Below are 11,559 nucleotides of genomic sequence, written 5' to 3'. Positions count from 1 at the left end.
ACCGGCAAAGGCTGCCGGGCGATATTCCATCACCCGCGAAACCGTCCCTTCGAAACGCGTTTGCCATGTCGATCGCAGCGCTACGCCTCGGCCGAGACGTGGTCGGCGGCCAGATCAACCTCGATGGGCGGGTGTTCGGGCTGCCAGTTGAAATCGCGTTGCATGGCCGAGAGATCGACCAGGCCGTGCCCGCCATCCATGGGGCCGCGCACTTCCAGGTCGGGCAGATACTTCGCGGCGACCTCGGCGTTGGTCATCCCCTTGACCACCAACGACTGCGCGATGAAGTACTGGCGGTAGCCCGCCGCGGGCTGCTCGACCATCGCGCGCAGGGCGGTCGCCACGTCGTCGCTGGTGATGTAAGTCATGCCCTCGGCCAACCTGCGGTCGGTGGGCTCCAGGGGCTTGAAGTAGTGCCAGTTGTGCCGACGCTTCACAAACTCGACCCAAGGCAGGCGGACCGAGATCGCGGCGAGGTTGGCGTACTCGGTGGTCATCGCTTCGAGCATCTGTTCGCCGAAGGACTTGCTCATCGCATACGAGTTGTTGCCGGTGTTGCGAGGGAGGTTGCCATCAAACGGAAGATAGGGGTGATGACAAACCCGCATCTCACCCCGCCGCAGGCGCGAGCTGTGGTAGCCCAGCGTGGCCTGGACGGAACTGATGCCCACGATGTTGCGGATGCCCACCTGCAGGGCGGCGTAGTACACGTTGGCGTTCATCGCCATGTTCTGCGTCAGCACCTTCTGCTCGGGGCGTACGGCGTGGGCGTGGGCGTGGTTGCCCAAGTGGATCACCGCGTCACAGCCCTCGATCAACGGGTAGACCGCTTGTTCGTCGCAGAGGTCGGCCAGGTGCAGGCGGAAGGGCAGTTCGGGGCGGTACGCCACGTCCGTGGCCACGACCTCGTGGCCCACTTCCTGGAGGTGTTCCGCCACGCCAGACCCGATTCGACCTCCCGCACCAGTAATGAAAATTCGCATGATGCGCAAAGGTTAGCAATCGCCATGAGCGATTCCAGCACCAAATAAGGTTTCGGGCAATTTTTATCCCTCGAACGCCTTGAAGTGGCTGTCCTGTTGGGGCACCGCGTGGTCGAGGATGTCGTGGAGGATCCGGGCGGGCGAGCCGATCGAGTCGATGTCGACAATCGTGTCTGCCGGGTAGTGCTGGAGGACGGGTGCGGTCTCTTCCTCGTAGACCTCCCAGCGGTGGCGGATGACCTTCTCGTCCGCGTCGTCGTGGCGGTTGCTCTTCAGGGCCCGCCGACGCAGGCGTTCGAACATCGCCTCTTCATCCGAGCAGGTCAGGTGGATGATCTTGAGCACCTCGATGTGCTCGTCCATGATGCAGGCCTGCTCGAGCGTCCGGGGGATGCCGTCGAGGATCAGGAGGTCGGCGGCGGGCTTGTAGTCCCCGAGGATCGTCCGGGCGTGGATCGCACGGGCCCACATCTGCACCGTGATCTCGTCCGGCACCAGCTCGCCCCGAGACGAATACTCGTAGAACTTCCGGCCCAGCTCGGTGCTGATGTCGATGTTGCGGAACACGTCGCCGCAGGAGCAGTGGTAGAAGCCCGGGATCCGCCCCAGGATCGCACCCTGCGTGCCTTTGCCCGCGCCGGGGGCACCAAACAGCAGGATGGTTTTGTATGTTGGGTGGTCGGGCATGGGAATCTCTCTGCGGTTGGAATCGAAATGGGCGTCCATCATACGGAATCGACGGCCCACGCCCAAAGCTTTAGATTCCGAAGTGATAAAGACTTCGGACAATTCAGACCCCATAAGGCTTGATAGCGTACTTAACCGGTACTATTATCCCGATAGAACACTGATCCCCCTATATGGGGACCGTTCGAAACCCGCCCCCACCGAGACCGGCCATGCTACAGCTCACGCGAAAAACAGACTACGCCCTGGTTGCGCTGGCCGATCTGGCCCGACGGAAGCTAGACGAGGCCGGCCCAACCAGCGCCCGGACCATCGCCGAGGCCTACAGCATGCCCCTGCCCCTGCTGATGAACATCCTCAAGGAACTGGCCCAGGCCAAGCTCGTGACCTCGACCCGGGGCGCCTCGGGTGGCTACCAGATCGCGGTCGAGCCCTCGCGAGTCTCGATGCTGGAAGTCATCAACGCGATCGAGGGCCCGGTCAAGCTCTCGCCCTGCTGCGATCAGCTCCCCATCGCCGACCAGGGCTGCGGCCGGGAAGACCTCTGCCCGATCCACCAGGGGATCAACCGGGTCCACCGCCGGATCATCGACTTCTTCGGCCAGGTCATGCTCAACGAGCTGATCGACGAGCAGGTCGTCACCACGCCCCTGTCGACCAGCGCCAAATCCTGACCGCCGGACGCAGGTTGGCTAAAATAGACCGTTGCAATCCCCCCAAACTGATGTATTTTTTAGAGGGCTTTGACCAAAGCCCCTCCCCGACCGCTCACCACTGATTCCCCAGGAGACGCCCCATGGGCATCGAATTATCTGAAACCGCCGCCCGCGAAATCAAGACCATCATCGAGCAGCAAGAGCTCGACGCCGAAAACGTCCGCCTCCGCGTGGGCGTCAAGGGCGGCGGCTGCTCGGGCTTCAGCTACCTGCTGGACCTGACCGAGCAGTTCCGCGACACCGACGAAACCTTCGAGCAGCACGGCGTCAAGATCGTCTGCGACCCCAAGAGCTACCTCTACCTCAACGGCACCAACGTCGACTTCAAAGACGAAGTCATGGGCCGTGGGTTCGTCTTCAACAACCCCAACGCCACCAGCAGCTGCGGCTGCGGGTCCAGCTTCAGCGCCTAAGGCATTCCGCTCCGCGGCCTACGGCTGGCGCAACAACTTAGAAACACAGAAGCCCACGGACGCTGTCCGTGGGCTTTTTGCTGTATCCTCAAATTCTGGATCGGCTACGCTACATCACGTTGTAGCCCACCCAAACCACTCACTTTCTCCGGGAGTCCGGTCATGCTTCGTATCGTTGCCCTCATCCTTAATGTGCTCCTGATTCTGCTCGGAGTGCTCAGCCTGCTATCCATCAGTGTCTGTGGCATCGTGGGCGGTTTGGGGGCCGGGCTCATCAACCTCTTCACCCTCCTGCGCGGGGATGTACCCGATGGCTTTGAAAAGGCCACCGTGGTGTGCAACGGCGTAGCGATTCTCGGGGGGCTGTTCTCGATCCCCGCGGCTTACAGCTTCTTGTTGGGTGATCAATCGGGACAGCCGGGCGCAGCCGTCGCCGGCATGATCCAATTGGCCGTGGTCGGTGTGTTTATTAGCGCCGGTATCGTCACCGGCGTCTACGTCACCCAACGCTAACCGGGCACGGCTTGCATCAGCGCATCGATATGTGAGACACACGGATCACCTCACGCGAGGCCGGCTCCGTCTTCGTACCCCGGCTGTTCCCACGGCGTGGGGATGCTCGCGACCGCGGTCGTAACCTCTCGGTGCATCGCGTCGCGTTGGGCGAGGTCCAGGGGCTCGAAGTTGGTGGCCATCTGGGAGTTGGCGTTGAGGTGGTCCAAAGTGTCGAGGCCGACGATGGTGGTGGCGATGCCGTCGAGGCTCAGGGCGTAGCGGACGAGGTCGGTGCCCACGAGGTCGGCGTTGCGGGCACGGCGGACCGTCTTCATCGCGATCACGCCCATATCGCGCTCGCGGGCCAGCGGGAGCAGTTCGTCTTCGTAACGCCCTTCGTCGTCGCGCGTGCAGGGATACACGCTCAGTAACGCGTCGGGGTCAAAACGTTCGATCGCGTCCATGAGAAAACGTGCGCCGCTGTGGCCGGTGACGCCGAAGTGCGGAACGACCTTCTGGTCGATCAGTTCCCGCACCGCCCGGACACAGCCCTTTTCCATCTGGGCGAGGTCGTCTTTGTCGGGCTTGAGGTTGTGCAGGTGCAGCAGGTCGAGACGATCGGTTTGCAGATTCGTCAGGCTGGTTTCGACTTCGCGCATGAAGCCGTCGTAGTCACGGGCGGCGCTCTTGCTGACCAGGAAGATGCGGTCGCGGTTCGCTTTGACCACCGGGCCGATGATTTCTTCGCTGGTCTTGTAACCGCGGGCGGTGTCCCAGTAATTGATGCCGAGGTCGAGGGCGCTTTGGAGCAGGGCGTGGCCGGCCTCGCGGTCCTGGTCGTAGGGCCGGATAAACGCCGACCCCAAACCGAGGCCGAGGATCGAGACCTCGGCTTCGAGCCGGCCTAAACGGCGGCGGTCGACCTTGCCCGCGGCGGGCTCGGCCTTGGCGTCGTTGGCTTGTGCGGAAGAGGTAGAAGACGTCGCGGCGGCACCCAAACCCGCGGTGCTGGCGACGACCGATTTCAGGAAGTGACGGCGTGAATTCATGATGCCCCATCTTAGATCGAGCGACCAAGGCATCCAAGACTAAATCAGGCCAGCCGCTGCGCGCAACCGGACATGCTGTGCAACAATGGACACCATGGAACCCCTGGACGAAAAGAAGTTCGCTTCACGCGGCGGCTTGAAGCTGGAGGCGGCGCTCGAACACTTCGGCATCGATGTGACCGACGCGACGTGTGCCGACCTGGGCTGCTCGACCGGCGGGTTCGTGGATTGCCTGGTCCAACGCGGCGCCGCGAAAGTCTTTGCGGTGGATACCGCCTACGGCGAACTCGCGTGGAAGCTGCGGCAAGACGACCGCGTGGTCGTGATGGAACGCACCAATGCCTTGCACGCTAAGCCACAAGCGGCTTGCGATGTGGTTTCGCTCGACCTGGGCTGGACCAAACAGGACAAGGCGATCCCGGTGGCGCTGCGTTGGCTGAGCGATTCGCCGGACGCGCGGATCGTGTCGCTGGTGAAGCCGCACTACGAATCGGGGCAGCACAAACTGACGAACGAAGAGGCGGACGCCGAGACCCAGCGGGTGGTGGACGAGGTGCTGCCGGGGCTGGGCGTGGAAGTTCTCGGCTGGATCCGTTCGCCGATCCGCGGGGGCAAGGGGAAGAACCTGGAGCACTTGGCGGTGTTGAAGCGGGCGTGATGATTCGCTCGTTTCGATAACCGCGGCGGCCCCCGGTCATTGACCCGGGGCTAAATATTTGGGGGACACTACACTTTGCGGATGGCCAGCGAACAAGAGATTGAAGACGCCGGGCAGCTGCTCCGCGACGGCGGCATCGTGGCGATGCCCACCGAGACGGTGTACGGCTTGGCGGCGCACGCGCTCGACGCCGACGCGGTGGCGAAGGTGTTCGCCGCGAAGGCGCGGCCGAGTTTTGATCCGTTGATCGTCCACGTGCCGGACGCGGATACCGCTTGGTCGTTGGTGGCGATCGATCAACTCCACGACGGGTTGCACGGCTTGCCCGAGGTGTTGACCCAGGCATTTTGGCCCGGGCCGTTGACGATGGTGCTGCCCAAGCGCGAGTTCATCCCGGGGATCGTGACGTCGGGCTTGCAGACCGTCGGCGTGCGTGTGCCCGCCCACCCGGTGGCGCAGCAGCTGCTCGAGGCGGCGGGGGTGCCACTCGCCGCGCCGTCGGCAAACACGTTCGGCGGGATCAGCCCGACACGCGCCGAACACGTCACCGTTGAGTGTGACGCGGTGCTGGATGGCGGGCCTTGTGAGACCGGCGTCGAGTCCACCGTGGTGGGTTTTGACGCCGACGCCTCGGCCAGCGGGGTGGTGGTGCTGCGCCTGGGTGGCACGTCGGTCGAAGCGATCGAAGCGGTCGTCGGCGGGGCGGTGGCGGTGGCGAAGCCCGGTGAAAAGATCGCGTCGCCGGGCATGCTCGACCGTCACTACGCACCGCGCACACCGCTGCGTTTGGTCGACCGCATCGAAGACCTCGACCCGGCTTCGCTGGGCAATCAGCGCGTGGGCCTGCTGAGCCTGCGCGGCGAACAGGGACGGGGCATGGGCTTCGCCGCGGCGGAGGTGCTCAGCCCCTCGGCCGACCTGGTGGTGGCGGCGGCACAACTCTTCGAAGCGATGCACCGCCTCGACCGCGCGGGGCTCGACCTGATCGTTGCGCAACGCGTGCCAGACCGGGGCCTGGGGCGGGCGATCAACGATCGGCTCCGCCGTGCGGCGACCGCGTGAACCCGGTCGGACACGAACACCGTCCGTTTCGATCGCCGTTCAACCCCGCTTAATTTCCTGGCAAACCACGGATCGCAGCGTCGAACTGCCCACCCGATGCGCACCCCAAAAACTTTAATTTTTATTTGCTTTTTTTATTTAGAAATATTGCTTGTTTTCCCTTGTTTTCAAGGCGTTTTTGGCGTTTTTTTGCCCACATAAACTGAAGCGAAATTTAACCGACTTCTCACCGCCTGATTCCATTCAATTGGCATACTCTTCGCGTGAGTCATGGCAAGGGTCACGCCCTGCCGGGGCCACCCTCCCCTCGATCCCGTGGAACGGGATTCCCGCCCCCCGGGCGACCTGCGCTGGAAGCGCTCAGGGTCGCCTCCCCCACACCGCCCGACGCCAAGTTCGTGAAGTGACCCGACAGCACCCGGCACACGACACCCGGCTCGGACAACCTCAAGGAAGTGATGTGTTCCATGCAAGACCAAGCGATTCAAAACACCCTCGTTGAAGAAAACACTTCGACCCAAGCACCTGAATCCTTCTGGTCAGACGATCAGCCGATCTACGTCGCGCTCGCAGGCTCGGCGCTGGCGGCCGTCGCCTCGGTTCCCGTGCTGCTGGCGATCTGGGGCGCGGCTCCGATCCTGAACCTGCTCTACGTCGCGGCGCTGCTCGGCTTGCTGATCGGGATGACGGGCCTGTTCACCGCGGGGCTGATCCTCAATGCGATCCGGTTGGTGCAAACGATGCGAAGCCGCAAAACCGCCAAGTCGGACAACGGCCTGGTCGGCAAGCTGGCGTTCAACTGATTTGAAACGTCATCCAACAACGATTTCGTAGCCCCTCTCCGGCAACCCCGGTCGCTGGAGAGGGCACGATTCTGTTGGATTGCATTTGAGGCTGAATGGACTCAGCCCACCTCGCGGCGCTGGAAGAGGATGACCGCGAGAGCGAGGACGACCGTGGTGTACATCAGGGCGTAGGCGCTGACCATGCCCACCGCGCTGAGGGTGAAGTTGCCCTCCAAGTCATGGATGAACGAGTGGCCCTGGGTGATCGCGTCGGCTGGCCAGAGGAACTGCAGGTTCGGCGCGACCAGGTACAACAGCTTCTGAGCGATGTCGGCGATCTTCTGCGCGGCGGAGGTGTTGGCGGTGGCGACCGCGATCAGGCTCTGGAAGACATCCATGTCGGCCGGGAGGGAAAGGCGCTGGTTCACCTTGCCGCTGAGCGAACTGGTGATCGCACCGATCAGGAACGTGGCGATACAGATCAGAAGCGTCATCACCTGCCCCAGCCGGGTCGACACGGCGATGGCCACGGCGGTCAGGATGAGCACGGCCTCGAAGATGAACACCAGGCCGATGGCGATCTGCAGGAGTTGGCCGCGGTTATCCAGAAATTCGGTGAATGGGCTCTGCAGGGCCCATTCCTTGCCGACGACAAGGACCCCGGCGAACGCGAGGGTCGAGGTGATCGCCAGGGTTTTGATGAAGGTCGAGGTGAAGACCCAGTTGTAGAGGTAGTTCCCCACGGTCGCGACCGCGAGCGCCGCCAACCAGGCGAACAGGTTCAACATGATCACGGGCATGTCGAAGTCGTCACGGGCGGTGGACATGACGCCGTGGCGATAGGTTCCCATAAAAAGCAGGCTGAGCACCCAATAGGCGAGGAAAATCGCCGCCACGACGCCCAGGTACTTGCCGATCACAAAGAGCGCGCGGTTGACGGGCTTGCTGACGACGGTGAGGACGGTCTTCTGCTCGATCTCGCGGGACAGGACGCCGGTGGCGCTGAACGCGGCGAGCAGCATGCCGGTGAGGAACACCATCGATAAGCCCATGTCGATCAGGAGTTTCCGGTCGCCGTCCCCGGTTTCCATGGAGTAGGCCGAGAGTGAGGGGTTTAGGACCAGGCCCAGCGCCGCGATCAGCGTGAGCACGGTGAAGATCGGCTGGCGGATCGACTCGGTGAAGGTGTTGCGCGAGATGGTCAGAAGCTGTCGGATCATGAGAGTTCGGTATCATACGCAACCCCGCCGGTCGGGGGTCGCCGGGGCAAAGGGAACCGTCGGAGCCACGCGATTGTGTGGCAACGAGGTTCATCGTGAGTGGCTGGCGATGGTGCCCGCCACGGTGCCGTTCCGAGAACACCCCGGTGTTTCTCGCTCGAATGAACCTTTAGGCTTCCTAAGCGTACCATTAGACCACTCTTGTGATCTCATTTCGGCCTAAGATCGACCAATCCCTCGGAAATCTCCGCCGCACTCGCCCCCCAACTCCCGAACCCCACGCCAGGACGTTTCGCGTATGCCCCTCGGACCTGCTCAAGAATTGACCGACGACCAACAGACCTACGGCCGGGCCAGCTCGGCAGCGCTGCTGGGCCTCGGCACTCAACTCGTGTTTGTGATCATCGTGGCGGGCATGGGCCTGTACGGCCAGTCGCGCTCCTTCCACGCCGCGACGTGGTACCTCATCGGCGGCCTGCCGATCTGGATGATGCTCTGGCTGCTCTACAACCAGCACCGCCTCGAACGCGTCGAAGCGCTGGAGGCCGAGCAGCTCGCCCAGGAAGACGCCCGCGCCGCGGCCCTCTTCGACGAGGCCGGCCACAACCTCGCCACCGCCCGTAAGCGTCTGGGCAACTTCTACAAATGGGGGCTCAACGCGGTCTCCATCGCTGTCGCGGTCTACCTCGTGGGCGTGGGCCTCATCCTGTTCTTCAGCAACTGGAACCTGATCGACACCGTCGATGGAGCCAAAGACTACCGGCGTCTGTTCGATGGCGCGATGGGCAACCCCTTCACCAATCCCTGGATGCTGGTGGGTTTTACCGCGTTGCTGTCCTTCCTGGGGTTCCTGGTCGCTCGGTACATCGCGGGCATGACGCGGGTCGAGTCGTGGCAACTGCTCCGCGGCGGAGCGGCCTACCTCATCGGCAACGTCCTCGCGATCATGCTGCTGGGCATCGCGGTTGTGTTCGCCGTTGTCACCAAAAGCAACGGCGTGCTCGCTTCGCTCGCGCTGATCATCCCCGTGTTGATGATCGTGCTGGGCATCGAAACGCTGCTGGCGTTCATCTTCGGCATCTATCGCCCCCGCAAGGCCAATGAAGTCGTCCGCCCGGCATTCGACTCGCGTTTGCTGGGTTGGCTGACGAGCCCCGAATCGTTGGGCAAGATCGTCTCCGAAACGCTGAACTACCAATTCGGCTTCGAAATCACCAAGAGCTGGTTCTATGTCCTGCTCGGCCGGGCCCTGACGCCGCTGATCCTGGCGGGCGTGTTGATCCTGATCGGGCTGACCAGCATCGTCATCGTCGCCCCCAACCAGAAGGCGGTGATCACCAGCCGGGGTGAACTGGTCCGCATCGCCGACCCCGGCGTGAGTTTCAAGATGCCTTGGCCGATCGGCCGAGCGAAGAAAGTCGACGTCGAGCGGTCGCAGCAGATCGTGATCGGTGCCTACGAAGAATCCAAACGCATCCCCGGCATGGCCATGCTCTGGACCTCAGCACACATCGAGGGCAAAGAAGAGTACTTCGCCACCGCTCCGACGGTCATTGACGACCCCTCAATCCGTCAAAGCGTCGAGCAGGAGCTGCAAGGCCTCGAATCGTTTGACGGCGACGATCCGCTCGAAGCGGGAACCTCGCGCTTGGGCAGCCTCGTCTCTCTGCAGGCCATCGTCACTTACAACATCGGTGACCTCGAAGCCTATGTCTCCGAGAATGCACCCAGCCGCCCCGAGCAGCTGCTCGCCGCGATTGCTCAGCGCCACCTCAACGCCATCGTCGGCACTCAGCAAATCGATAATCTCATCGGGTCCGGCCGCATCGAGATCGGCCAAGAACTCTTGGAACTGATCCGCAACGATGTATCCGCCTACGGCATCAACGTGCAAAACGTCTCGCTTTACGACGTCCACCCGCCCCGCGAAGGGGAAGTCGCGGCGGCCTTCCTGCAGCAGGTCAACGCCCTGCAGTCGCAGAAGACCGCGATCGAAAACGCTCAGCGTGACGCCATCGGCATCCTCAGCAGCGCTGCGGGTTCGCGGGCCGAGGCCCTGCGAGCCGAGAAAGCGATCCAGGAACTGACCAAGCTCCGTCAGCAGCGCCAAGCCGAGGAAAACTCGGACGAACTCGACCAGGAAATCCTTGAACAAGAGACCCGGATCAACCGCCTGATCGATCAGGCCGGTGGCGAAGCGGCCCGCATCCTCGCCGACGCCCGCCAGGAACGTTGGAAGGTCGCCTTGGTCGAGAACTCCGAGTCCAGCCGATTCGCTTTCGAGCTCGCCGCGTTTAACCTTGCTCCGGACTATTTCAAGTCCCGTCATTACCTCAACGCGATCGCCGAGTCCTTCGGCCAGAGCAACCGTCGGGTGATCTCGACCGTGCCCATCACCGACGACTCGACCATCCGCCTGAACCTCGAAGAGGCCAACACCGCGACCGAGTTCTTCAACCCCGAATAGGCCTGGCCCACGCCAGCCCCGCTCTCTCATATTCACGATCCCTTTATTCGTACTGTTTCCTGCCACCTGTCATGCGAAAACTCACCACCCTCCTCATCGCCGCGATCATCTGTGTTGTGCTCGTGCTGTACATGTTCTTCTTCCAGGTCAGCTTCGACGAGCGTGCCGTCATCACGACCTTCGCCAAGGCCGAGCGCCCGGTCTACGCCGAGGACGGCGTAACGATCGTCGAGGCCAACAGCCTGATTATCGAGCCGGGCATCCGCCCCAAGCTGCCCTGGCCGATCCAGAAGGTCTACCGCTACCCGACCAAGGTGCAGCTGCTCGAACAAGAGCTCTCGCAACTCCAGACCGCGGACGAAAATTCGATCGTTCTCAAGACCTACGTCACCTGGCGGATCTCCGACCCGTACCAGTTCTTCGTCGCGCTGCAGAACGTAGAGCAGGCCAAGGACCGGATCGGCACACAGATGCAGGACCTCAAAGGCGAGTTCTCTAACTACCGCTTCGACCAGATGGTCAACACCGACCTCGACGCCCTGGCCCTCGACGAGATCGAAAGCACCATCACCGAATTGCTCCGCCAGCGGATCATTGACTTGGATTACGGTATCGATATCGAACAGGTCGGCATCCGCCGTATCCTCTTCCCCGAAGCCACCACCGAAAAAGTCTTCGAGCGGATGCGCTCCACCCGCCAGCGTCTGGCCGCCAGCGCCGAGCAAGAAGGCGAGAACCAAGCCACCGCGATCCGTTCCGAGGCCGAGCGCGTCAAGGGCCAGATCCTGAGCTTCGCCAACGCCGAGGCCGAGCGCATCAAGGCCGAGGGTATCCGAGAAGGCACCAAGAACTACAGCCTCTTCGCCGAGAACCCCGAGCTGGCGATCTTCCTGTCCAAGGTCGACACCCTCAAGAAGACCCTGCCCGGCTCGACGCTGATCCTCGACGCCAACGCCATGCAGTTCATGGACCTGTTGATCACCCCCGAAAGCGACGCCTCGCAAGAAGGTGGTGACGAGTAATT

The 11,559-nt window shown here is 62.7% G+C and carries 12 protein-coding genes; 8 read left to right on the top strand and 4 right to left on the bottom strand.

All coding sequences use genetic code 11. The features are described 5' to 3' along the window. Nucleotides 1–80: 80 nt before the first annotated feature. Nucleotides 81–983, bottom strand: coding sequence for an NAD-dependent epimerase/dehydratase family protein (locus tag HNQ40_RS08360; RefSeq protein WP_184677423.1), 903 nt, complete (start codon nucleotides 981–983; stop codon nucleotides 81–83). A gap of 63 nt (nucleotides 984–1,046) precedes the next feature. Beyond that, the gene (locus tag HNQ40_RS08355) at nucleotides 1,047–1,670 is read right to left on the bottom strand and encodes an adenylate kinase family protein (protein ID WP_184677422.1); all 624 of its coding nucleotides are present in this window, start codon (nucleotides 1,668–1,670) and stop codon (nucleotides 1,047–1,049) included. Nucleotides 1,671–1,882: 212 nt separating this feature from the next. On the opposite strand from HNQ40_RS08355, the gene HNQ40_RS08350 reads away from it, so the two are divergent. The 3 genes from HNQ40_RS08350 to HNQ40_RS08340 all read left to right on the top strand — a co-directional run bounded on the left by HNQ40_RS08350 (nucleotide 1,883) and on the right by HNQ40_RS08340 (nucleotide 3,312). Next, the gene (locus HNQ40_RS08350) at nucleotides 1,883–2,344 is read left to right on the top strand and encodes an RrF2 family transcriptional regulator (RefSeq protein ID WP_184677421.1); all 462 of its coding nucleotides are present in this window, start codon (nucleotides 1,883–1,885) and stop codon (nucleotides 2,342–2,344) included. 122 nt (nucleotides 2,345–2,466) lie between these two features. Then, a complete protein-coding gene (erpA, locus tag HNQ40_RS08345; RefSeq protein ID WP_184677420.1) occupies nucleotides 2,467–2,799 on the top strand; it encodes an iron-sulfur cluster insertion protein ErpA in 333 nt (110 codons plus the stop codon). 162 nt (nucleotides 2,800–2,961) lie between these two features. Then, nucleotides 2,962–3,312 (top strand): hypothetical protein, encoded by a 351-nt coding sequence (locus HNQ40_RS08340; RefSeq protein ID WP_184677419.1) that lies wholly within the window; start codon nucleotides 2,962–2,964, stop codon nucleotides 3,310–3,312. Nucleotides 3,313–3,362: 50 nt separating this feature from the next. Here HNQ40_RS08340 and HNQ40_RS08335 read toward each other — a convergent pair whose 3' ends face one another. Continuing rightward, nucleotides 3,363–4,343, bottom strand: a complete 981-nt coding sequence (locus HNQ40_RS08335; protein ID WP_184677418.1) for an aldo/keto reductase — start codon at nucleotides 4,341–4,343, stop codon at nucleotides 3,363–3,365. Between the two features lie 94 nt (nucleotides 4,344–4,437). Between HNQ40_RS08335 and HNQ40_RS08330 the strand changes: the two genes are divergently transcribed. From HNQ40_RS08330 to HNQ40_RS08320, 3 genes are all read left to right on the top strand, one after another. Further along, nucleotides 4,438–5,001 (top strand): SAM-dependent methyltransferase, encoded by a 564-nt coding sequence (locus tag HNQ40_RS08330; protein WP_184677417.1) that lies wholly within the window; start codon nucleotides 4,438–4,440, stop codon nucleotides 4,999–5,001. Between the two features lie 81 nt (nucleotides 5,002–5,082). Continuing rightward, nucleotides 5,083–6,063 carry an L-threonylcarbamoyladenylate synthase gene (locus tag HNQ40_RS08325; RefSeq protein WP_184677416.1) on the top strand — a complete coding sequence of 327 codons (981 nt, stop codon included), beginning with the start codon at nucleotides 5,083–5,085 and terminating at the stop codon, nucleotides 6,061–6,063. 467 nt (nucleotides 6,064–6,530) lie between these two features. After that, nucleotides 6,531–6,866, top strand: coding sequence for a hypothetical protein (locus HNQ40_RS08320; protein WP_184677415.1), 336 nt, complete (start codon nucleotides 6,531–6,533; stop codon nucleotides 6,864–6,866). Between the two features lie 101 nt (nucleotides 6,867–6,967). Here the strand turns inward: HNQ40_RS08320 and HNQ40_RS08315 are convergent, their stop codons facing one another. Then, nucleotides 6,968–8,068: an ABC transporter permease gene (locus HNQ40_RS08315; RefSeq protein ID WP_184677414.1), complete on the bottom strand. Its 1,101-nt coding sequence runs from the start codon at nucleotides 8,066–8,068 to the stop codon at nucleotides 6,968–6,970. 298 nt (nucleotides 8,069–8,366) lie between these two features. Here HNQ40_RS08315 and HNQ40_RS08310 point away from each other — a divergent pair, with 298 nt between their 5' ends. Next, complete coding sequence (locus HNQ40_RS08310) at nucleotides 8,367–10,535, top strand: SPFH domain-containing protein (protein WP_184677413.1); 2,169 nt, start codon at nucleotides 8,367–8,369, stop codon at nucleotides 10,533–10,535. Between the two features lie 71 nt (nucleotides 10,536–10,606). After that, a complete protein-coding gene (locus HNQ40_RS08305) occupies nucleotides 10,607–11,557 on the top strand; it encodes an SPFH domain-containing protein (protein WP_184677412.1) in 951 nt (316 codons plus the stop codon). Nucleotides 11,558–11,559 lie beyond the last annotated feature (2 nt).

Origin of the sequence: Algisphaera agarilytica, assembly GCF_014207595.1 — a bacterium.
Lineage (GTDB): Bacteria > Planctomycetota > Phycisphaerae > Phycisphaerales > Phycisphaeraceae > Algisphaera > Algisphaera agarilytica.
This window is presented reverse-complemented; position numbering and strand designations above follow the sequence as displayed.

Excerpts from the sequence above, each read along its gene's own strand:
- HNQ40_RS08360 (WP_184677423.1), bottom strand. The coding sequence starts at position 983 with ATGCGAATTTTCATTACTGGTGCGGGAGGTCGAATCGGGTCTGGCGTG.
- HNQ40_RS08355 (WP_184677422.1), bottom strand. The coding sequence starts at position 1,670 with ATGCCCGACCACCCAACATACAAAACCATCCTGCTGTTTGGTGCCCCC.
- HNQ40_RS08350 (WP_184677421.1), top strand. The coding sequence starts at position 1,883 with ATGCTACAGCTCACGCGAAAAACAGACTACGCCCTGGTTGCGCTGGCC.
- erpA (WP_184677420.1), top strand. The coding sequence starts at position 2,467 with ATGGGCATCGAATTATCTGAAACCGCCGCCCGCGAAATCAAGACCATC.
- HNQ40_RS08340 (WP_184677419.1), top strand. The coding sequence starts at position 2,962 with ATGCTTCGTATCGTTGCCCTCATCCTTAATGTGCTCCTGATTCTGCTC.
- HNQ40_RS08335 (WP_184677418.1), bottom strand. The coding sequence starts at position 4,343 with ATGAATTCACGCCGTCACTTCCTGAAATCGGTCGTCGCCAGCACCGCG.
- HNQ40_RS08330 (WP_184677417.1), top strand. The coding sequence starts at position 4,438 with ATGGAACCCCTGGACGAAAAGAAGTTCGCTTCACGCGGCGGCTTGAAG.
- HNQ40_RS08325 (WP_184677416.1), top strand. The coding sequence starts at position 5,083 with ATGGCCAGCGAACAAGAGATTGAAGACGCCGGGCAGCTGCTCCGCGAC.
- HNQ40_RS08320 (WP_184677415.1), top strand. The coding sequence starts at position 6,531 with ATGCAAGACCAAGCGATTCAAAACACCCTCGTTGAAGAAAACACTTCG.
- HNQ40_RS08315 (WP_184677414.1), bottom strand. The coding sequence starts at position 8,068 with ATGATCCGACAGCTTCTGACCATCTCGCGCAACACCTTCACCGAGTCG.
- HNQ40_RS08310 (WP_184677413.1), top strand. The coding sequence starts at position 8,367 with ATGCCCCTCGGACCTGCTCAAGAATTGACCGACGACCAACAGACCTAC.
- HNQ40_RS08305 (WP_184677412.1), top strand. The coding sequence starts at position 10,607 with ATGCGAAAACTCACCACCCTCCTCATCGCCGCGATCATCTGTGTTGTG.